The organism is Micromonospora zhanjiangensis, from assembly GCF_042650605.1.
In the GTDB taxonomy this organism is placed as follows: Bacteria; Actinomycetota; Actinomycetes; order Mycobacteriales; family Micromonosporaceae; genus Micromonospora_J; species Micromonospora_J zhanjiangensis.
On record NZ_JBHSBN010000027.1, the window covers coordinates 16,370 to 36,780 of the forward strand.

The following is a 20,411-nucleotide window of genomic DNA, read 5'->3' on the forward strand; positions in this document are numbered from 1 at the left end:
GGACGGACTCACGACCCCCGGGTGGGGGTTTCGCCCGCGGTGCGCAGGGTGGGGCCGGTGGGCGGTTCGGCGATGGCGCCGGAGTCGACCGGCTCCGCGCCGTGCGCCGTCTCGGCCGCCATCAGCGGTTGGTCCGGCGGGACGAGCGCGGGGCTCTGGTAGACGACCACCGCGGTGCCGTACGCGCAGACCTCCATCCACATCTCGCCCACCTCGCGGTGCTCGAACCGCATGCCGAGCACCGCGTTGGCGCCGAGCCGGCGGGCCTCCTCACCCAGCCGGGCCACCGCGTCGGTACGCCACCGGGTCAGGTTCTCCGGCGCCGCCGGGTCGTACGCGCCGCCGCGCAGGTTCTTCACCCCCTCGCGGTAGGGGTTGCGGGTACGGGCCTGGGAGGACACGACCTGGCCGAGGATCTGCCGGATTTCGTATCCAGGGAGACTGTCCGTCGTCACGACCAGCATGATGTTGATGCTGGCAGAGCGGGACCGGCGGCAATGCGAGGAGTGTTCACATCAGCGGATGCTGCGAAACGGTACGGCGGGGACGAGCGGGATGACAGCGGTCCTGGTCGCCCTGACCGCCTTCGTGCTGACCGTGCCGGTGGAACTGCCGGACAAGACCTTCGTGGCCACCCTGGTGCTCAGCACGCGTTACCCCGCGCTGCCGGTCTGGCTCGGCGTCATCGCCGCGTTCTTCGTCCAGTGCCTGGTCGCGGTGGCCGCCGGGGCCCTGCTGAGCAGGTTGCCCCGGCAGCCGGTGGCGCTGCTCGCCGCCGGGCTGTTCGCGATCGGCGCGGTGCTGCTGGTCCGCGGGGCGCGGCAGGCCGACGTCGCCGGGGCGGAGAACGAGCGGGAGTACGCCGACAAGGTGGCCGTGGGCCGCCGCGGCTGGCGGGCCGCCGGGGCCAGCTTCCTGGTGCTGTTCACCGCCGAGTGGGGCGACCTGTCGCAGTTGCTCACCGCCGGCCTGGTGGCCAGCGGCCGACCGGCGGTCCCGGTCTTCGTCGGGTCGTGGGCGGCGCTGGCGGTGGTCTCCGGCGCGGCGGTGCTGCTCGGGCGGTGGTTGCAGCGCCGGATCCGGCTCTCGGTGATCAGTTACCTGGGTGCCGCGGCGTGCGCGGTGCTGGCCGTGGTCACCACCGTCGCGGCGCTCGCCTGAGCCGGCCCGCCGAGCATCGACGACCACGGGTTGTCCACAGGGTTTTCCACAGGCGGGCGGTGCGCCGACCGGTCGCTCTGCCAGGTACGCTGGCTGCGCTCGCCCCGTACCCGGGGGCCGGCACCCAACTGCGTACACAGTCAGGAGTGCCCCGTGCCTCGCGTCGTAGTCGACGTCATGCTCAAGCCGGAGATCCTTGATCCTCAGGGCCAGGCCGTCGCGAATGCGCTGCCGCGGATGGGCGTGAGCGACGTCTCCGCCGTCCGGATCGGGCGCCGGATCGAGATCGAGTTCACCGGCGAACCGGACCTGGAGCGGGCTCGGGAGATCGCCGACAAGCTGCTCGCCAACCCGGTCATCGAGGACTTCACGGTCCGGCTGGTGAAGGCCGACGAACCGACGGAAGCGCATTCATGAGTGCCCGCATCGGGGTGGTGACCTTTCCGGGCTCCCTCGACGACGGCGACGCCGCCCGGGCCGTACGCCTGGCCGGGGCCGAGGCGGTCCGGCTCTGGCACGGCGACGCGGACCTGCGCGGGGTGGACGCCGTGGTGCTGCCCGGCGGCTTCTCCTACGGCGACTACCTCCGTTGCGGGGCGATCGCGCGTTTCGCCCCGGTGATGCAAACGATTGTCGGCGCCGCCCGTGACGGCCTGCCGGTGCTCGGCATCTGCAACGGCTTCCAGATCCTCTGCGAGGCGCACCTGCTGCCCGGGGCGCTGACCCGCAACGAGCACCTGCACTTCCGCAACCGGGACCAGGTGCTGCGGGTCGAGGCGACCGGCACCGCCTGGACCAACGCCTTCCAGCCGGGCCAGGAGATCCTCATCCCGGTCAAGAACGGCGAGGGCCGGTACGTGGCGGACCGGCACACCCTCGACCAACTGGAGGCGGAGGGCCGGGTCGTCGCCCGGTACGTCGATGGCAACCCGAACGGCTCGCAGCGGGACATCGCCGCGGTCAGCAACGCCGCCGGTAACGTGGTCGGCATCATGCCGCACCCCGAGCACGCCGTCGAGGCGCTGACCGGCCCGTCGCTGGACGGCCTCGGCTTCTTCACCTCGATCCTCAAGCACCTGGCGGGAGCGCCGGCATGACGACCCAGCCCGACACGGCCCCGGTGGGCGTACCGGCCCGCGCCGGCACGGACCTCTCGATCGACAGCTACCAGTCGGAGCCCGACACCGTCGAGCGGGCCGCGGCCACCCCGGACGAGCTGCAGCCGTACGCCGAACTCGGCCTCCGGGAGGACGAGTACGACCGGATCCGGCAGGTCCTCGGCCGCCGGCCGACCCAGTCCGAGTTGGCGATGTACTCGATCATGTGGAGCGAGCACTGCTCCTACAAGTCGAGCAAGGTGCACCTGCGGCAGTTCAGCGAGAAGGCGCCGCCGAGCGACCTGATGCTGGCCGGGATCGGCGAGAACGCCGGTGTCGTCCGGGTCTCCGACCGGCTCGCGGTCACCTTCAAGGTGGAGTCGCACAACCACCCGAGCTTCGTGGAGCCGTACCAGGGTGCGGCGACCGGCGTCGGCGGCATCGTCCGGGACATCCTGGCGATGGGCGCCCGACCGGTCGCGGTGATGGACCCGCTGCGGTTCGGCGCGGCCGACCACCCGGACACCGCCCGGGTGCTGCCCGGCGTGGTGGCCGGCGTCGGCGGCTACGGCAACTGCCTGGGCCTGCCGAACATCGGCGGCGAGGTGGTCTTCGACCCCTGCTACCAGGGCAACCCACTGGTCAACGCGCTGTGCCTGGGCGTGCTCCCGGTGGACCGGCTGCAGAACAAGGCGGCCGCCGGTCCCGGCAACGTCGTCGTGCTGATGGGCGCGAAGACCGGCCGAGACGGCATCGGCGGGGTCTCGGTGCTGGCCAGCGCCACCTTCGACGACGGGAGCGAGCAGCGCCGCCCGTCGGTCCAGGTGGGCGACCCGTTCACCGAGAAGCTGTTGATCGAGGCATGCCTGGAGCTGTACGACGCCGGCCTGGTGGTCGGCATCCAGGACCTCGGCGGCGCCGGCCTGACCTGCGCGCTGACCGAGACCGCCGACGCGGCCGGCACCGGCATGCGGGTCTGGCTGGAGCGGGTGCCGCTGCGCGAGCCGTCGATGCAGCCGCACGAGATCCTGGCCAGCGAGTCGCAGGAGCGGATGCTGCTGATCGTCTCGCCGGAGAAGCTGGACGCGGTGCTGGGCACCGCCGAGCGGTGGGGCGTGCTGGCCACGGCCATCGGCGAGGTCACCCCGGCGCCGGCGGAGGGCCAACGCGGCCGGCTCCTGATCACCTGGCGGGATCACGCGGTGGTCGACGTGCCGCCCGGATCGCTTGTCGACGACGGGCCGGTCTACGCCCGCCCGATGCGGGAGCCGGCCGACCTCATCCTGCTGCGGGCCGACCGGGCCGAGACGTTGCCGCGCCCGGTCACCCCGGACGCGCTCCGGGAGACCCTGCTGCGGATGGTCGCCTCGCCCAACCTGTGCGACAAGACCTGGGTCACCGAGCAGTACGACCGGTACGTCCTCGGCAACACCGTGCTGGCCCAGCCCGAGGACGCCGGCGTGATCCGGATCGACGAGCAGACCGGCCTCGGCGTGGCGCTCTCGGTCGACGGCAACGGCCGGTACGCGCGCCTGGACCCGTACAACGGGGCGAAGCTGGCGCTCGCCGAGTCGTACCGGAACGTGGCCGTGACCGGGGCGCGTCCGGTCGCCGTGACCAACTGCCTGAACTTCGGCTCGCCGGAGGACCCGACGGTGATGTGGCAGTTCGCCGAGGCCGTCCGCGGCCTCGCCGACGGCTGTGCCGAGTTGGGCATCCCGGTCACCGGCGGCAATGTCAGCTTCTACAACCAGACCGGCGCCGCGGCGATCCACCCGACGCCGGTGGTGGGCGTCCTGGGCATCCTGGACAACGTCGTCGAGCGGGTGCCGATGGGCTTCAGCCGCTCCGAGAACGGCGCCGAAGACGTGATCTTCCTGCTCGGTGAGACGCACGTCGAGCTGTCCGGGTCGGAGTGGGCCTGGGTGACGCACGAGCACCTGGGCGGCGAGCCGCCCCGGGTGGACCTGGCCCGCGAGCGTGCCCTGGGTGAGTTGATCGCCGAGGCGGCCCGGGTGGGACACGTCCGGGCCGCGCACGACGTGTCCGACGGCGGACTGGCCCAGACTCTGGTCGAGTCGTGCCTGCGGCGCGGCGTGGGGGCCCGGATCGTGCTCCCGGACGCGTTCGCCGGCGGTTCCATGCCGTTCGTGTTCCTGTTCAGCGAGTCCGCCGGTCGGGTCGTGGTGGCCGTGCCGCGTGGCCACGAGAAGGCCTTCACCGGCCTGTGTGCCGAGCGCGGCGTGCCGTGGACCCCGATCGGGGTCACCGACCCCGGCGCCGGCGAACTCGAGGTACGCGGGCAGTTCACCGTCGGCCTCGACGAGCTGCGGTCGGCGGCCACGTCGACCCTGCCGCGACTGTTCGGCGATATCGCCGCCCCGGTGGGGCCGGTTGACGGACCGACCGGACCGGCGACTCCGGCGGATGTTCAGGCCCCGGCTCCGGCCGGGGTTCATGCCTCGGCGCAGCCCTCGACCTCGGCCGAGGTTCCGACCCCGGCGGATGTCGCGGCTCCGGCACAGCCCTCGGCCTCCGCCGGGGTGGCGGACGAGCCGTCGGGCTCCCCGGCGGGGCCGGCTGTCGCCGAATCGACGACCGGGGAGACGCCGGAGCCGGCGGGACCGGCACCGGCCGAGGACGAGCCGGCGGCGGACCCCACCCAGCGGTCGACCGAGCCGGCGGCATCCGGCGAAGCCGGAACCGCGGTGCCCACCGGTGGGCCCGGGTCGGTCGAGCCGACCGGCGGGGCCGAACCGGTGGAGCCGACCGGCGAGGCCGGAGCCGTGGCGTCGGCCGCGCCGGGCACGGTGGGATCGTCGGACGACCCGGCGAAGCCCGTCCCATCGTCCGGCACCGACGCCGGTACCGGCACCGACGCCGGTACCGGCACCGACGCCGCGTCCGATCGAGATCCGGACTGACGCCTTGACCGAGGACGTCTTCGCTCAGCCCGGAGCCGGCGTCCGGTTCGACTGGGGTCCGGCCGGTGCGGCGGAACTCGGCCGGGTCTGCGCCGCCCTGGTGGTCGTCGACGTCCTGTCCTTCACCACCGCGGTCGACGTCGCGGTGGGCCGGGGGATCCGGGTGCACCCGTTCCCGTGGGGCGCACAGGCCGCCGAGTACGCCCTGCGGGTCGGGGCCGTCGCCGCGGTCGGGCGGAACGCGGTGACCGCCGACCATCCGTGGTCGCTGTCCCCGGCGGCGTTGTGGGCCGCGCCGGTCGTCCCCGACCTGGTGTTGCCGTCGCCGAACGGAGCCACGATCTGCGCCGCCGCCAGCGCCACCGGACTACCGGTGCTGGCGGCCGGCCTGCGCAACGCGGCCGCCGTTGGACGGTGGCTGCTCCGCCAGGGGTACGGCTCCGCCGACACGCCGATCGGTGTCGTCGCATCCGGGGAACGGTGGAGCGACGGGACGCTGCGACCGTGCGTGGAGGATCAGCTCGGTGCGGCCCTGGTGCTCGACGCGCTGGCCGTCGCCACCGGCGGCCTGTCGGTGGAGGCGGCGGTGGCGCTCGCCGCCCTCGCCGGCGTGCCGAGCGTGGTGCCGGCGGTCCGCGGTGGTGTCTCGGGCCGGGAACTGGCCGACCGGGGTTTCGCCGCAGACGTCGAGATCGCGACCCAGGTGGGTGCCTCCCGTACCGTCCCCCTGCTGCGCAACGGCGTGTTCACCCCGGCCTGACCGGCCTCGCCGGCCGGGCGGAACGACAGCGCCCCCGTCCGTCCGGAGACGGGATCGGGGGCGCCGCGGGCAGGTTCGTCGAGGTCAGTCGTCCAACCAGTCCAGGGACCGGCGGTTGTTGCCCCGGTTGGCCTGCTCCGGTCGTTCCTGGCGGGTGTGCCCGCCGCCGTCCCGGTCGCCGTAACCCTGCTGACCCTGGTCGTAGCCGCCCCGCTGGCCCTGGTCGTAACCCGACTGGCCGCCGTAGCCGTCACGCTGGTCGTAGCCCTCGTCGCGCTGACCGTAGCCGCCCTGCTGGCCGCCGTAGCCCTGCTGGTCGTAGCCGCCCGCGCCGTAACCGTCGCCGGCTTCGTAGCCGCCGCCCGCGTTCCGGTCGTCGTAGCCGCCGCGCTGGTCGTAGCCGCCCCGCTGACCCTGGTCGTAACCGGGCTGCTGTTGCCCGCCACCGTAGCCACCGCCGGACGGCTGGTAGGCGCCCGTCTCGTACGGGTCGGCCGGCTGACCGTAGTCGTCGCCACCCGCGCCCCCGCCGCCGGTGTAGCGGCCGGTCGGCTCGTCGTACCGCTGGTCGTAGCCGCCCGTCCCGCGGGTCGGGTAACCAGGGGCACCGGCCGAGTTGTAGTCCCGGCCGCCGTAGCCCGCGCCGGAGCCGGGCCGGTTGTCGTATCCGCTGCCGGACGACGGCGCGTTGCCGCCGTAGCCGGCACCGGAGCCCGGCGCGTTGCCGCCGTAGCCGGCACCCGAGCCCGGCGCGTTGCCGTAGCCGTCGGCGCCGTATCCGGCGATCTGGGTGGGTGCGTCGGCGGACGGGCCGTAACCGTCGCCGGCCCAGTCCTGGCCCCCGGCGGCGCCGTAGCCCGGTCGCTGGTTGGGCAGCGGCGCGCCGTACGGGTCGGGGAACTCGTCGACCAGGGGCTGGTTGTGCATCATCGTCGGGGCGTCGGCGAGGGCCGCGCCGCCGACCATCGTCGGATCGGGGCCCATGCCGGCCCGGTTGGCCACCCGGGTCGCGTCGCCGCCGTAACCCCCGCCGCCCGGCGGTACGGCGCCACGCGGGCCACCGGCGCCGGCTCCCGGGCCGTCCGGCTCGTCGTCGTTGTTCTCCTTGCGGCGCATCACCAGCAGCACGATGGCCCCGACACCCAGGGCGACGAGCAGACCGCCGACGATGATCAGCAGCCAGGAACTGAATCCGCCCTCGTCCGACTTCTTGTCGCTCGCGGCCGGCTGGCCGGTGGCGTCGCCGGGCGTCTCGTTGGCGTCACCCGGCGTCTCGGGCGGCTCCTCGGTCGGCGGCTCCGACGCCGACGGGGTGGCGCTCGGGGTGGCCGCGGTGAGCTTCAGGGTGATCTTCTGGTTGTTCAGCACCTGCCCCGCGTTGGCGGAGACGGTCTTCGTGTTGGTGACGTTGCCCTTCGCCGCGCCGATCCTGATCTGGCCCGGGGCGATCGGCTGGCCGCTCGAACCGGTGAACCGGTAGGCGCCGTTGCTGTTGGTCCTGGCCGGGTAGTTGTGCCCGGCCGAGTCCTGCAGGCCCACGTCCGCGTCGGCGACCGGGTCGCCGGTCGCGGCGTCGACGACCCGCCCGGAGACCTCCTTGACCGTCTGGGCCTCCGGCGGCGCCGCACCCTTGACGATCAGGGTGAAGTCGCCGGTGTCCGGCCCGCCGGGGTTGGCCTCGGCGCGCACCGTCACGCGCGAGTTCGCGTCCGGCGCGTTCGCTGCCGCCTTGAGGGTCAGCAACTGGGTGGTGGTGCCCACGTTCGGCGGGACGGTCCCACAGCCGCTGGCGCAGCTCACCCCGTTCGGCAGGCCGGTGAGGCTGATCGTGACCGGCCCGTCGCCGGCACTGCCGTTGATCCGCACCGTCACCGTCGCGTCGCTGCCGGCCTGGAGCGTCACCGAGCCGGGCGAGACGTCGATGCGGGGCTGGGCCGATGCGGCCACGGCCGGCAGAGCGAGCAGGGCACTGGTCGCCAGCGCCACGACCACACCGGCCCGCTGCAGCCAGGCATGTCGGTGTGTTGTCACGGCCACCGCCTTCCGGGTCTGACCTGTCCGGTCGATACGTGGAGACCGGATCGAGTTGCCACCGTACGAATACACCGTCGGCAACTATGCCTTGTCTGGCCGGATCTGCGCGACCCAGGGGCAGCGGCCGTCGTCAACACGACGGGTCGTATCGTCCCGTCGTGTCCTCTCCGTACAGTAAGTCCGCGGCGGTGGCCGCGGTGATCGCGGCGCTCGACGACGGCCGGACTCCCCAGGCCGACGCGTTGCGGGCTGCGGTCCGGGCCTTGTTGACCGAGTTCGCCCGGCGGGTACCCGGCCGAACGGTGGAGGTCCGCGTCCCACCTTATGGCGCAGTTCAATGCGTGGCCGGTCCCCGGCACACCCGGGGCAACCCGCCGAACGTGGTCCAGCTGGATCCGGTGACCTGGGTCGAGCTGGTCACCGGGCGGCTGAGCTGGGCCGACGCGCTGGCTGCCGGTCGGGTGTCGGCCAGTGGGAACCGGGCCGACCTGTCCGCCTACCTGCCGCTGCCGGAGCTGGACCGGATCGACGACCGGTGACGTGGCGGCCGTCGGCTCACACCAGGTGCCGCCCGGTGTTCGCGTACACTGACGGCGACGGTGGTCCCGGTGTCGAGCACTACCCATCCCGCGACTCGACGGCCGGGTTGATCAGCAGAGGGAGCGTCAGGTGCCCCGAGGCGACGGCCGCTTGAACCACGACCTTGATCCCGAACGGCCCGGCCCGCAGGACGCGTGTGGCGTGTTCGGTGTCTGGGCGCCCGGCGAGGATGTGGCCAAGCTCACCTATTTCGGTCTCTACGCTCTGCAGCACCGGGGGCAGGAGGCGGCCGGCATCGCCGTCAGCGACGGTACGGGCGTGGTGGTCTTCAAGGACCTCGGCCTGGTGGCGCAGGTTTTCGACGAGCCGACCCTGGCCAGCCTGCGCGGGCATCTCGCCATCGGGCACGCCCGCTACTCCACCACCGGTGCATCGACGTGGGAAAACGCCCAACCGACCATCCGGGCCACCAATGCCGGCACCACGATCGCGTTGGCGCACAACGGAAATTTGGTCAACACGGCCGAACTCGCCCAGGAGGTCACCGAGCGGGACGTCGAGTCGGACGGTTCCACCTCGGACACCGCGCTGGTGACGGCGCTGCTGGCCAGCCGGCCGGACCTGTCGGTCGAGGCGGCGGCGGTCGAGGTGCTGCCGATGCTGCGCGGGGCGTTCAGCTTCGTCTTCATGGATGAGCACACCCTCTACGCGGCGCGCGATCCGCACGGCGTACGGCCGCTGGTGCTGGGCCGGTTGGAGCGCGGCTGGGTGGTGGCGAGCGAGACCGCCGCGTTGGACATCGTCGGCGCCAGCGTGGTCCGCGAGGTGGAGCCGGGCGAGTTGCTGGCGATCGACGAGAACGGCCTGCGGTCCGTCCGGTTCGCCGCTCCGGAGCCGAAGGGCTGCCTCTTCGAGTACGTGTACATCGCCCGGCCGGACACCACCATCGCCGGCCGGAACATCCACGCCGCCCGGGTGGCCATCGGCCGGCAACTGGCCAAGGAGCACCCGGTGGAGGCCGACCTGGTGATCCCGGTGCCGGAGTCCGGTACGCCCGCCGCGATCGGTTACGCCGAGGCGTCGGGCATCACCTACGGCGCCGGCCTGCTGAAGAACGGGTACGTCGGGCGCACCTTCATCCAGCCGTCCCAGACGCTGCGTCAACTCGGCATCCGGCTCAAGTTGAACCCGCTGCGGGAAAACGTGCGGGGCAAGCGGCTGGTCGTGGTGGACGACTCGATCGTGCGGGGCAACACCCAGCGGGCGATCGTCCGGATGCTGCGGGAGGCCGGGGCGTTGGAGGTGCACGTACGCATCTCCTCGCCGCCGGTCAGCTGGCCGTGTTTCTACGGCATCGACTTCGCCACCCGTGCCGAGTTGCTGGCCCACGGGTTGGACAACGAGGGCGTCCGGCGCTCCATCGGCGCCGACACGCTGGGCTACGTCTCGCTCGGCGGGCTGATCGCGGCCACCGAACAACCGAAGACCCGGTTGTGTCGGGCGTGCTTCGACGGGGAGTATCCGATCGAGCTTCCGGCTGGCAACCTGATCGGCAAGCACGTGCTCGAAGGGGTGGGTCGCCGGGTCACCGACCCGGCCGCCCGATCCGGAGAGGGCGGCGCCGGGACCGACCGGTCCGGCACCGCGACCCGGCCGCTCGTCGCCACTCCCGGCGGCGTCGAGGCACCGCACCGTCAATAGCACCGACCGCCCGGCCAGCAGTGGCAGCCCCGAGTGTCGGGCCACCCCCGACCGCTACCCGACCGGCCGTCCGCGAGAACCAAAGGGGAGAACCGTGACGCACGTGACCGAGCGCAGTGGCGCAGGAGGCGGCCCGACCGGTGGTCAGGGTTCCGGAGGCGGCGACCGCCGGCCCTGGACCGCGGGAACGGGTCGAACCGGCCGTAAGCGCAGCGTGTCGTACGCGGACGCGGGCGTCTCGATCGACGCCGGCGACCGGGCCGTGGAGCTGCTCAAGTCGAAGGTGCGCGGCACCCGACGACCGGAGGTGCTGGGCGACCTCGGCGGCTTCGCCGGGTTGTTCCGGCTGGACACCAAGAAGTACCGCAATCCGATCCTGGCCTCGTCCACCGACGGGGTGGGCACCAAGCTGGTGATCGCCCAACAGCTCAACATCCACGACACGGTCGGCATCGACCTGGTGGCGATGGTCGTGGACGACCTGGTGGCGTGCGGTGCCGAGCCGCTCTTCCTGCTGGACTACATCGCCTGCGGCGAGGTGGTGCCGGACAAGGTCGCCGAGATCGGCGCGGGCATCGCCGACGGTTGCCGGTACGCCGGCTGTGCGCTGCTGGGCGGCGAGACGGCCGAGCACCCGGGTGTGCTGCGTCCCGACGAGTACGACGTGTCGGCCACCGGCGTCGGTGTGGTCGAGGAGAGCGAGCTGCTCAGCCCGGAGCGGGTCGAGGTCGGTGACGTGGTCATCGCGATGCGCTCGTCCGGGCTGCACTCCAACGGTTACTCCCTGGTCCGGCACGTGCTGCTCGGTGCGGGACGGATGCGGCTGGACACGGTGATCGAGGATTTCGGCGACCAGCGCACCCTCGGTGAGGAACTGCTGACCCCGACCGAGATCTACGCCCAGCACTGCCTCAAGCTGATCGCCGAGGCCGAGGTCCGGGCGCTCGCCCACGTCACCGGCGGCGGGATCCCGGGCAACCTGGTGCGGGTCCTGCCCGAGAACGTCGACGCGGTGGTCAACCGGGCGACGTGGAAGCCGCAGCCGATTTTCGACCTGATCCAGGCCAAGGGTCGGATCGAGGACCACGAGATGGAGTCGACCTTCAACATGGGGGTCGGCATGTTCGCCGTCGTGTCGGCCGAGGACGCCGACCGGGCGTTGGCGACTCTCACCGGTCGCGGCGTGGACGCGTGGCAGGCCGGCGAGATCATCGAGGGCACCGGAACGGTCCAGATGATCGGTCAGCACACCCGGGGTTGATCGCAATCTGTTGATCATTTTCCTACCCCTTCGGACTTCACCCGGATAGCCGTCGCCACCTAGCCTGGAGAGAACCGAGGCACGGGGGAAGGTCCGATGGCGGTTGTCCGTTCGGCACGTTCCGCGGCGCAGGTGCGTCCGGAGGCGTACGAGCCTGCCGGGATGCGGGGCATCGCCGACGTGCCGTCGTACGTCGTGATGCAGCCGACCACCCTGTGCAACCTCGACTGCGCGTACTGTTACCTGCCGCTGCGGGCGGTCGACCGGCGGATGCCGGTCGAGGTCGCCGAGGCGGTGGCCGGCCCGGTGAACCGGTGGGCCGGTGCCGGCCGGTTCTCGGTGGTCTGGCACGGTGGCGAGCCGTTGGCGGCGGGGCGGGAGCATCTGGCCGCGCTGGTCGCCCCGTTCGACGACGCGGTCGAGCACCACGTGCAGACCAACGCGACCCTGATCGACGACGACTGGTGCGACTTCTTCACCGAGCACCGGATCCGGGTGAGCGTCAGCGTCGACGGGCCCCGGGAGCGCAACGACGCCCGGGTGACCCGGGGTGGCCACCCGTCGTACGACCGGGTCCTGCGGGGGGTGGAGGCGCTGCGGCGGCACGGGATCGGCTTCTCCGCGCTCTGCGTGGTGTCCCGGCCGGAGCCCGGCCTGGCGGCCGAGCTCTATTCCTACTTTCTCGACCTTGGCTGCGACGTGCTCGGGCTGAACATCGAGGAGATGGAGGGGGTGAACACCCGGGGGAACCGCCATCCGGCGCCGGCCGTGACCGCGTTCTGGTCGGAGTTGACCGCGGCCTGGCGCAGCGACCCGCGGATCCATCTCCGGGAAATCGAGTGGAGCCTGCGGTACGCCGCCGCCGTGCTGGACGGCACCGAGGACGACCTGCTGCCGCGTCACCTGGATCCGATCCCGACCGTCGGTCACGACGGTTCGGTGGTCCTGCTCTCACCCGAGCTGGCCGGTTTCTCCGACCCGCGCTACGGCGACTTCAGCAGCGGCAACGTGCTGACCGACGGGCTGGCGCAGATCCTGGCCCGTCCCGGTGGCACGCCCTGGGTGGCCGAGTTCCTGGCCGGGGTGCAGGCGTGCCGGGTGAAGTGTCCGTATTTCAGCTTCTGCGGAGGTGGCCACGCGGCCAACCGGTACTTCGAGCACGGGCGGTTCGACGGTACGGAGACCGACCACTGCCGGAACAGCAAGATCCGCCTATTGGAGGGAGTGTTGGCGCATGCCCGAGACCACCAGCCGACAGTGGCCTGACCGCCCGTACGGGATCGACGTCGAGGAGTCCACCGGCAATCACGTGGCCGCGCGCGTGCGCGGGGCCAGGACCGGATTCGAGGCGCTGCTGCGCGAGGCCGACGACGCGCGCCGGCATCGGGCCGAGGCGACCGGTGACGGCACGGCGGTGTGTGCCTGGAACCACTTCGAGAACATCCCGACGTTCTACAACTGGAACAACCGGCCGCGCTGACCGGATCGCCCGCAGCATGAGGCGTGGAGTGAGCTCAGGGACCTGCCGTGCCAGGTGGAATCGGACGATCCACCCCGGTCAGGTCCCTGACCTCGCTTCGGGGATGTAAGACGGTTCGACGGTGCGCGTCGCACCACTCGGACATGCGTGAGCACGCGGGTGTTACCGCGTGCTCAAATATGCCTGAGGTCAGCGGGCCGGAGGAGCCCAGTGTCCTGGGCCGTCCTCATCATGATCCTCGTCATCGTCGTCGACATACTCTTTGTAGTCGTCGTCGAAGTCGTGGTCCGACTTGCCGCTGCCGCCGAGTTCTCGCTGCAAGGCGGCGAGGTCGGTGTTCGGGGAGTGGTACTTCAACTCCCGGGCCACCTTTGTCTGCTTGGCCTTAGCACGGCCGCGCCCCATGGCTCGACCCCCTCGCACAGAATTCGGGGCAGCCCAAAGGCGGGCCCCGATGACGTTAGGCATCTCTCGTGGCTCTTACGGTACATGGGGAGGCCCCGGTTCGGCACCTCGGGTTCCGGTCGACCGCGCGTCCGCGTTTCGCGGCGCCCGGTCGTAACAGATTGTAGCCGGTAACGAACTGTTCGCCAATCAACCGTTACCTGTCCGCGCCGGTCCGGGCACCCGCCGGTGCCGGTGATCGACGCGATCAAGGACTCTTCCGTCGTAAATGACCCAAACCACCGCGAAGAGCCCTTGATCAGCGTCGGTGCGGCTCAGCTCAGCCGGATCGTCCGGAGCCGCCCCACCTCGGCCATCCGCCGCTCGGCCAGCCGGTCGGCGGCGACCGCCGGCGGCACACCCTCGGCGTCGGCCAGCCGGAGGATCTGCCGGGTGGTGTCGAAGATCCGGGTGGCCCGCAGCTTGGCCCGCTCGAAGTTGAAGCCCTCGATCTCGTCCGCGACCTGGATCACGCCGCCGGCGTTGACCACGTAGTCCGGCGCGTAGAGCACGCCCCGCTCGGCCAGCAGCTTCTCGATGCCCGGGTGGGCCAGCTGGTTGTTGGCCGCCCCGGCGACGATCTTGGCGCGCAGGGCCGGGACCGTGTCGTCGTTGAGGGCGCCGCCGAGCGCACACGGCGCGTAGACGTCGATGTCGGCGGCGACCAGCGCGGTGGCGTCCTGCACGAGGTCGACCTCGGGGTGGTTGCTCCGGACCCAGTCCACCGCCCGCTCGTTGACGTCGGTGGCCACCACCGCGGCGCCGTCGGCGAGCAGGTGGGCGGTCAGGTGCTTGCCGACCTTGCCCAGACCGGCGACGCCGACCCGGCGGCCGGACAGGGTGGGGGAGCCCCAGAGGTGCTCGGCCGCCGCCCGCATGCCCTGGAACACGCCCCAGGCGGTCAGGATCGACGAGTCACCGGCCCCGCCGTGCTCCACGCTGCGGCCGGTGACGTACCGGGTCTCGCGGGCGATCACGTCCATGTCCTGCACGTACGTGCCCACGTCGCAGGCGGTGTAGTACCGGCCGCCCAGCGACTGCACGAACCGGCCGTACGCGCGCAGCAGCGCCTCGCTCTTGATCTGCTCCGGGTCGCCCCAGATGACCGCCTTGCCGCCGCCGAGGTCCAGATCGGCGAGCGCGTTCTTGTAGGCCATCCCCCGGGACAGGTCGAGGACGTCGTGCAGCGCGTCCTCTTCGGTCGCGTACGGGTAGAACCGGGTGCCGCCGAGTGCCGGACCGAGCGCGGTCGAGTAGATGCCGATGATCGCCTTCAGGCCGGAGTGCTTGTCCTGGCAGAAGACGACCTGCTCATGCCCGGTGGCGGGTGCGTCGGTGTTGGCGAAAACGCCCATGGCTGCTCCTGTTTTGGATGCGCCCTTGTGGGGTGCGGACCTGCGTCTGGCCGGCGGGGTCCTGCCGGTGCTGGTGAGCCTAGTCTCGATCGTTCGCGACCGGCTGCCACGCACCTGTCGATCCCAGATGATCGGACCCGCTGCTGGGAGGTGGCATCCGTTTCGTGGGAGGATCGCGCCGTGCCGTCGCTTTTCGCTTCCTACCTGCGGGTGTACGAGCCCCTGGCCGCCTTCGACCGGGACCGTCAGGTCTACTGGCGGCAGTACGTCACCGAAGGGCGGCCGATCGCCCCCTCCGAAGGTCCCGGCCGGCAACGTACGTCGGTGATCGAGGCCCTCGGCGCCGGCTGGACCCGGCTGCCCGACCTGCCCGAGGAGGCGTACGTCCTGGAGGCGGACGAGACGCTGCTGGTCTGCCCGTGGAACCTGCGGATCCGGGTGGCCGAGGCGGCGCTCAGTGCCCGGGACGGGGTGCCCTCGGTGCTGGCCGACGCGTTCGTGCCGCCGGTGCTGGCCGGACAGGCCAAGGCGGTGGTGGAGGACTGGCGCAGCGGCGCCCGGGTGCTCGAACACGGCGTGCCCAGGCTGCACGAGCAGGTCTCCACCTGGGGCGTACCGCTGCGGTGGTTCGTCTTCGTGGCCGCCGAGGAGCGGGAGCTGACCACCCGACCGGACCGGCGGGTGCTGCGCTACCGCACCGAGATCTCCAAGGCCCGGCGGCGGGCCTCCCGCGGCCTGGCCGTGCTGCGCAAGTCGGTGGGCGACGCGCCGATCACCGAGGCGGTGGAGGAGGGCGCGCGGTGGCTGGAGGAGTTCCACCCGCGCTCGGTGCTGGAGCTGGACTACGGCGGTCTGGTCGACCTGTTGTCGGACGATGCGCTGGCCGAGGACGACTCCCCGGAGCTGGTCGCGACCGGGCTGGCCGGGCTTTCCCGGGGCGACGCCGAGGCCGCCACCGAGGCCTACGAGAAGCTGGTCGCTCGCTGGCGGGCGGTCCAGTTGCTGGAGCGGTGCAATTAGGGCAGACCTGCCGTTCCAGCCTCTGGGAACGTTTCCAAGGCGAGGCCTGCTCGTAGCCACCGGGTCACCAAACGCGATCATGAGTCCGAATAAGGCCGGTTGTGGCGTACAAAATAGCCATAAATCGGTCTTAGTTCATCCGTCTATCCAGGGACGTTCGGCCGTTCGGCCCATGTCGGACATCGGGGACTAGCCGGACCATGGGAGACGCGTCGGCCGGCGGGACCCCGGCCGATGTCTATAGGTACCTGTGGAGGAGTGACCGATGGCATCGCGTACGCACGAACCTGAGCCGCTACTCACACCGGCCGAGGTGGCGTCGATGTTCCGCGTCGACCCGAAGACCGTGACCCGGTGGGCGAAGGCGGGCAAGCTGAGCGCCATTCGCACGCTGGGCGGCCACCGCCGCTATCGCGAGTCGGAGGTTCGCGCTCTGCTGCAGGGGCAGATTCCCCAGCAGCGTCAAGGCGACTGAGCACCGCAGCAATACGTTAGATCAGGGGCGGAGCAACCCGGACGACCGGGCGGCTCCGCCCCTGATCCGTGCCCGCCGGTCCGTCTCGGCGCGGGTCAGTCGGTCAGCTCGATCCGGATCCCCACCGTGCCGGCGGATCCGCGCCGCAGCCGGCTGCCCAGCAGGGTCAGCCGGCCGATCAGGCCGTACTTGCGGCGCAGCAGCGCGCGGGCCCGCTCGGTGGTCTCCGGATCGCAGATCGCCGCCCGACCCTCCACCGGCGGGTCGCCGAGCGGCCGGCCCCGCACGTCGCAGGCGGCCACGCTCACCCGGCCGTCCCGGCGGATCCGCTTGACCTTGCCGGCGTCCGCGGCGGACCAGGCCATCAGTGCCGCACCCTCGCGTACCACCCAGACCGGCGTGGCCACCGCCCGACCGTCCCGGCGGTACGTGGTGAGGAGAAGGTACTTCCCGGCGCCGAGTCGATCGAGGTCGGACATGCGGACCAGGGTACGGCCGGTGCGCGCCCGGTGGCACCGCCGGATAGCGTCTGCCGCATGCTGGGAGAGCCGCGGATCGGCGACGTGTTCGGTGAACTGCTGCGGGACGCGTACGCCGTCGAGACCGGGATCGGGCCGCGCCCGTTGGTCGGTGGCCGGCTGCCCCGACCGGTCATCGAGATCATCGAACGGGACGACGGACTGATCAACGGGGCGCCGGCCGCGCACTACCTCGCCGGCCCGGACGACTGGCAGCCGTACGACCATCGGGCCGTGGACCGGGTGACCGGCAGCGTCCTCGACATCGGTGTCGGCGGTGGCCGGATCGCGCTGCACCTGCAGGCGCGCGGGGTGCCGGTGACCGGCCTGGACGTGTCGCCGGGCGCGCTCGCGGTGTGCCGTCGGCGCGGCGTACGCGATCTGGTGCTCGGCACCGTCGACGAGCACGCGACCGGCGACCGGCGGTACGACACCCTGTTGTTGCTCGGCAACAACCTGGGACTGATCGAGGGGCGGCACCGGGCCGCCGGGTTCCTCGGCGCGCTGGCGGCGCTGGCCCGGCCGGGCGCCCGGATCATCGCGCACGGCACCGACCCGTACGGCACGACCGATCCGGTGCACGTCGGCTACCACGAGTCGAACCGGCGCCGGGGCCGGCTCGGCGGCCAGTTGCGGTTGCGGCTGCGCTACCGGGAACTGGGCACCGACTGGTTCGACTACCTGGTCTGCACGCCGGAGGAACTCGCCGAGCTGGTGCACGGCACCCCGTGGCGGCTGACCGACGTGGACACCGCCGACGCCCCGTACTACCTGGCGACCCTGCGGCTGGCCTGACGGGTCCGGCTGACCCGACCGGTCAGCCGGACGGGAACGGCGGTTCGGCGGGAATGCCGGCGGTCAGCGCGGCGAACGCGCGCCGGCGCAGCGCGGCCAGCGAGCCGGTGCCGTCGCCGGCCGACCAGGCCTGCAACGCCACGTCCCAGGAGGAGACGGCGGCCGTGGCGACCAGCAACGGGTACGGGTCGGTGGCGGGCAGCCCGGTGCGTTCGGCGACGAAATCCTGGAAGACCTGGCGCAGCTCGTTGTTGAGCAACAGGTACATGCCCGTCAGCGACGGCTGGCGGTCCATCAGCCGGAGCCGGGTGATGATCTGCACCTGCTCGTCCTGGTCGAAGTCGAGCGCGTCCAGCACCGCGCCGACGGCCAACAACGGTGACTCGTCGGGCGGACTGGCGGCCAACGCGGCGCGCAGGTGGTTGATCCGCTGGTGCGCCACGTCACCGAAGAGCACGTGCTGCTTGGACGAGAAGTACCGGAAGAAGGTGCGGACGGCGACGTCGGCGGTCTCCGCGATCTCCTCGACGGTGGTGTGTTCGTACCCCTTCTCCGCGAACAGGCGCAGCGCCGCCCGCTCCAGCGCCGCCCGGGTCTCCTGCTTCTTGCGTTCCCGGCGGCTGGTGGGCAACTCGACGGAGACGCCGATCTCGGACGTCGTCACCTGGTCATCGTCTCACGGGGCGACGCCCGGCCGTACCGGTCGGGCACCCGATGTGACGGTGCGCGCACGCCGGCCGACCGCCCGGTCGGCCGGCTGCGCGACCGACCGGGCACGCGACCGTACGGGGTTCAGGCGGTCGGCGGCAGCGGAGCCGGCGGTAGTCCGCCGTCCCCGTCGACCACCTCGTCCGGAGTGCCGTCCTCGTCGATGTCCACCATCGTGATGTCGACCTTGCCGTCGCCGTCGGTGTCGAACTGGAACAGGTCGGCCTTGCCGTCCCCGTCGGTGTCGGTCACCCACACGTCGGTCTTGCCGTCGTTGTTGGTGTCCATCCGGATCAGGTCGACGCGCTCGTCGCCACGGGTCTCGACGGTCTCCTGGGACTCCGGTGCCTCGGTCATCGGCTGGCCTTTCTCTGCGGGGGGTCTGATCGTTGGCGGAAGGTTTGGCAGGCGTTGCTTACTACCCGGTGCGGCCGCACCGGGAACACGCGTCCCGACGGCCGACCCGGGACCCATGCAAACAGGTGCGCGGGCCGCTGCATAGGGTCGGCGGCATGAACGAGCGAAGCGGAATGCCGATGGTGGGCGAGCGGTTCGTCGTCGTCGGCGCCGGCACCATGGGCCTCGGCATCGCGTACGTGGCGGCCGGTGCCGGGTACGGGGTCGACCTGGTCGAGGTCGACGTGGCCCGCGCCGAATCGGCCGCGGTGACGCTCGACGGGCTGTGGGACAAGGCCGTCCGGCGCGGGAAGCTGACGCCGGGCGAGGCGGCGGAGAGTCGTACCCGGGTGGTGGTCCGGACCGACCTGGCCGCGGTGGCCGACGGCCCGGACGTGGTCGTCGAGGCCGTGCCCGAGCGTGCGGACCTGAAGCGGACCGTGCTGGCCGCCGCCGAGGCGCTGCGGCCCGCCCTGCTGGCCAGCAACACCTCCAGCATCCCCATCGCCGAGCTGGCGACCGGCCTGGCCCGACCGGAACGGTTCGTGGGGTTGCACTTCTTCAACCCGGTCTGGGCGATGGCGCTGATCGAGGTGGTGGTCGGGCCGGCCACCACCGAGGAGACCACCGGGGCTGCGGTCGCCCTCGCCGGCCGGCTCGGCAAGGATCCGATCGTGGTCCGCGACCTGCCCGGCTTCGCCACCTCGCGGCTGGGGGTGACGCTCGGGCTGGAGGCGATCCGGATGGTCGCCGACGGGGTGGCCAGCCCGGCCGACATCGACAAGGCGATGGTGCTCGGCTACCGGCACCCGGTCGGCCCGTTGGAGTTGACCGACCTGGTCGGGCTGGACGTCCGGCTGGACATCGCGCGGACCCTGCAACGCGCCTACGGAGACCGGTTCGCCCCGCCGCCGCTGCTGGAGTCGATGGTCGAACAGGGCCGGCTGGGCAAGAAGTCGGGCCGGGGCTTCTACCACTGGGAAGGCGGCGTACGGCGGTGAGCCTGCGGATCGAACACCGCGCCGACCGGGTCGTGGTGACCCTGGACCGGCCGGAGAAGCGCAACGCGATCGACGCCGAGATGATCACCGCGTTGCACGACCTGTGCGGCGCGCTGGAGCGCGAGCCCCGGTTGCTGCTGCTCACCGGCGGCACCGACGGGATCTTCGCGGCCGGGGCGGACATCGCCCAGTTGCGGGAGCGGGACCGGTCGGACGCCCTCGCGGCGATCAACTCGGCGTTGTTCGCCCGCGTCCGGGCACTGCCGCTGCCCACCGTGGCCGCCGTGGACGGCCCGGCGCTGGGTGGCGGCGCCGAGCTGTCGTACGCCTGTGACCTGCGGGTCTGCACCGGGCGGGCGTTCTTCGGCCAGCCGGAGGTACGGCTCGGCATCATCGCCGGCGCGGGGGCAACTCACCGGCTGCCGGCGCTGGTGGGTGAGGCGCGCGCCAAGGAACTGCTGTTCACCGGCCGGCGGGTGGACGCCGCCGAGGCGCTGCGCATCGGACTGGTCAACCGGGTGGTGGACGAGCCCGGCGAGTTGCTCGGCGCCGCGCACGAGCTGCTCGACGACATCGCCAAGGGGTCCCCGCTGGCGCTGCGGCTGACCAAGCTCGCGGTGGACGCGCCCGCAGCGGCGCACCCGCAACTCGACCTGGTCAGCCAGGCGGTGCTGTTCGAGGACGAGGAGAAGCGCCGGCGGATGACCGCGTTCCTGGACCGTTCCGGACGGTGAGCACTGC

The 20,411-nt window shown here is 72.1% G+C and carries 21 protein-coding genes and 1 pseudogene; 15 read left to right on the top strand and 7 right to left on the bottom strand.

The window, feature by feature from the left end; genetic code table 11:
* Positions 1-8 precede the first annotated feature (8 nt).
* Entirely contained in the window at positions 9-464 is a 456-nt protein-coding gene (locus tag ACFOX0_RS27450) for a YbjQ family protein (protein ID WP_377551319.1), read from the bottom strand.
* A gap of 91 nt (positions 465-555) precedes the next feature.
* On the opposite strand from ACFOX0_RS27450, the gene ACFOX0_RS27455 reads away from it, so the two are divergent.
* The 5 genes and pseudogenes from ACFOX0_RS27455 (at position 556) to ACFOX0_RS27475 (ending at position 5,942) form a co-directional block, all read left to right on the top strand.
* Positions 556-1,161 (top strand): TMEM165/GDT1 family protein, encoded by a 606-nt coding sequence (locus tag ACFOX0_RS27455; protein ID WP_377551321.1) that lies wholly within the window; start codon positions 556-558, stop codon positions 1,159-1,161.
* Positions 1,162-1,314: 153 nt separating this feature from the next.
* The gene (gene purS / locus ACFOX0_RS27460) at positions 1,315-1,578 is read left to right on the top strand and encodes a phosphoribosylformylglycinamidine synthase subunit PurS (RefSeq protein WP_377551323.1); all 264 of its coding nucleotides are present in this window, start codon (positions 1,315-1,317) and stop codon (positions 1,576-1,578) included.
* Entirely contained in the window at positions 1,575-2,258 is a 684-nt protein-coding gene (gene purQ / locus ACFOX0_RS27465) for a phosphoribosylformylglycinamidine synthase subunit PurQ (RefSeq protein ID WP_377551326.1), read from the top strand. The genes purS and purQ overlap by 4 nt, the downstream gene beginning before the upstream one ends.
* Positions 2,255-4,771: pseudogene (purL, locus tag ACFOX0_RS27470) on the top strand (phosphoribosylformylglycinamidine synthase subunit PurL); the annotation flags it as partial. The gene purQ and the pseudogene purL, both read left to right, overlap by 4 nt.
* A gap of 415 nt (positions 4,772-5,186) precedes the next feature.
* Positions 5,187-5,942, top strand: a complete 756-nt coding sequence (locus tag ACFOX0_RS27475) for a 2-phosphosulfolactate phosphatase (protein WP_377551328.1) — start codon at positions 5,187-5,189, stop codon at positions 5,940-5,942.
* An 84-nt stretch (positions 5,943-6,026) separates the two neighbouring features.
* On the opposite strand, the gene ACFOX0_RS27480 is transcribed toward ACFOX0_RS27475, so the two are convergent.
* Entirely contained in the window at positions 6,027-7,973 is a 1,947-nt protein-coding gene (locus ACFOX0_RS27480) for a carboxypeptidase regulatory-like domain-containing protein (protein ID WP_377551331.1), read from the bottom strand.
* Positions 7,974-8,134: 161 nt separating this feature from the next.
* Between ACFOX0_RS27480 and ACFOX0_RS27485 the strand changes: the two genes are divergently transcribed.
* From ACFOX0_RS27485 to amcA, 5 genes are all read left to right on the top strand, one after another.
* The gene (locus ACFOX0_RS27485) at positions 8,135-8,515 is read left to right on the top strand and encodes a sterol carrier family protein (protein ID WP_377551334.1); all 381 of its coding nucleotides are present in this window, start codon (positions 8,135-8,137) and stop codon (positions 8,513-8,515) included.
* 130 nt (positions 8,516-8,645) lie between these two features.
* Positions 8,646-10,217, top strand: coding sequence for an amidophosphoribosyltransferase (gene purF / locus ACFOX0_RS27490; protein WP_377551336.1), 1,572 nt, complete (start codon positions 8,646-8,648; stop codon positions 10,215-10,217).
* Positions 10,218-10,311: 94 nt separating this feature from the next.
* On the top strand, positions 10,312-11,478 hold the full coding sequence (purM, locus tag ACFOX0_RS27495) for a phosphoribosylformylglycinamidine cyclo-ligase (RefSeq protein WP_377551338.1): 1,167 nt from the start codon (positions 10,312-10,314) through the stop codon (positions 11,476-11,478).
* Between the two features lie 162 nt (positions 11,479-11,640).
* Positions 11,641-12,744: a cyclophane-forming radical SAM peptide maturase AmcB gene (gene amcB, locus ACFOX0_RS27500; protein WP_377551472.1), complete on the top strand. Its 1,104-nt coding sequence runs from the start codon at positions 11,641-11,643 to the stop codon at positions 12,742-12,744.
* On the top strand, positions 12,713-12,958 hold the full coding sequence (gene amcA / locus ACFOX0_RS27505; protein WP_377551340.1) for a multiple cyclophane-containing RiPP AmcA: 246 nt from the start codon (positions 12,713-12,715) through the stop codon (positions 12,956-12,958). Before amcB ends, amcA begins: the two co-directional genes overlap by 32 nt.
* 189 nt (positions 12,959-13,147) lie before the next feature.
* Here amcA and ACFOX0_RS27510 read toward each other — a convergent pair whose 3' ends face one another.
* Together ACFOX0_RS27510 and ACFOX0_RS27515 are read right to left on the bottom strand one after the other, a co-directional pair.
* A complete protein-coding gene (locus tag ACFOX0_RS27510; RefSeq protein WP_377551342.1) occupies positions 13,148-13,363 on the bottom strand; it encodes a DUF3073 domain-containing protein in 216 nt (71 codons plus the stop codon).
* Between the two features lie 314 nt (positions 13,364-13,677).
* A complete protein-coding gene (locus ACFOX0_RS27515; RefSeq protein ID WP_377551345.1) occupies positions 13,678-14,757 on the bottom strand; it encodes a Glu/Leu/Phe/Val family dehydrogenase in 1,080 nt (359 codons plus the stop codon).
* A gap of 180 nt (positions 14,758-14,937) precedes the next feature.
* Between ACFOX0_RS27515 and ACFOX0_RS27520 the strand changes: the two genes are divergently transcribed.
* Positions 14,938-15,777, top strand: a complete 840-nt coding sequence (locus ACFOX0_RS27520) for a hypothetical protein (protein ID WP_377551347.1) — start codon at positions 14,938-14,940, stop codon at positions 15,775-15,777.
* 265 nt (positions 15,778-16,042) lie between these two features.
* On the top strand, positions 16,043-16,252 hold the full coding sequence (locus tag ACFOX0_RS27525; protein ID WP_007073996.1) for a BldC family transcriptional regulator: 210 nt from the start codon (positions 16,043-16,045) through the stop codon (positions 16,250-16,252).
* Positions 16,253-16,347: 95 nt separating this feature from the next.
* On the opposite strand, the gene ACFOX0_RS27530 is transcribed toward ACFOX0_RS27525, so the two are convergent.
* The gene (locus ACFOX0_RS27530; protein ID WP_377551349.1) at positions 16,348-16,731 is read right to left on the bottom strand and encodes a PPOX class F420-dependent oxidoreductase; all 384 of its coding nucleotides are present in this window, start codon (positions 16,729-16,731) and stop codon (positions 16,348-16,350) included.
* Between the two features lie 57 nt (positions 16,732-16,788).
* Between ACFOX0_RS27530 and ACFOX0_RS27535 the strand changes: the two genes are divergently transcribed.
* A complete protein-coding gene (locus ACFOX0_RS27535; RefSeq protein WP_377551352.1) occupies positions 16,789-17,565 on the top strand; it encodes a class I SAM-dependent methyltransferase in 777 nt (258 codons plus the stop codon).
* Between the two features lie 22 nt (positions 17,566-17,587).
* Here the strand turns inward: ACFOX0_RS27535 and ACFOX0_RS27540 are convergent, their stop codons facing one another.
* Both ACFOX0_RS27540 and ACFOX0_RS27545 read right to left on the bottom strand, forming a co-directional pair.
* Positions 17,588-18,229: an acyl-CoA-like ligand-binding transcription factor gene (locus ACFOX0_RS27540; RefSeq protein WP_377551355.1), complete on the bottom strand. Its 642-nt coding sequence runs from the start codon at positions 18,227-18,229 to the stop codon at positions 17,588-17,590.
* A 128-nt stretch (positions 18,230-18,357) separates the two neighbouring features.
* The gene (locus ACFOX0_RS27545) at positions 18,358-18,630 is read right to left on the bottom strand and encodes a hypothetical protein (protein WP_377551358.1); all 273 of its coding nucleotides are present in this window, start codon (positions 18,628-18,630) and stop codon (positions 18,358-18,360) included.
* Positions 18,631-18,812: 182 nt separating this feature from the next.
* Between ACFOX0_RS27545 and ACFOX0_RS27550 the strand changes: the two genes are divergently transcribed.
* The gene (locus tag ACFOX0_RS27550) at positions 18,813-19,670 is read left to right on the top strand and encodes a 3-hydroxyacyl-CoA dehydrogenase family protein (protein WP_377551474.1); all 858 of its coding nucleotides are present in this window, start codon (positions 18,813-18,815) and stop codon (positions 19,668-19,670) included.
* Positions 19,667-20,404, top strand: coding sequence for an enoyl-CoA hydratase/isomerase family protein (locus tag ACFOX0_RS27555; protein ID WP_377551361.1), 738 nt, complete (start codon positions 19,667-19,669; stop codon positions 20,402-20,404). The genes ACFOX0_RS27550 and ACFOX0_RS27555 overlap by 4 nt, the downstream gene beginning before the upstream one ends.
* Positions 20,405-20,411 lie beyond the last annotated feature (7 nt).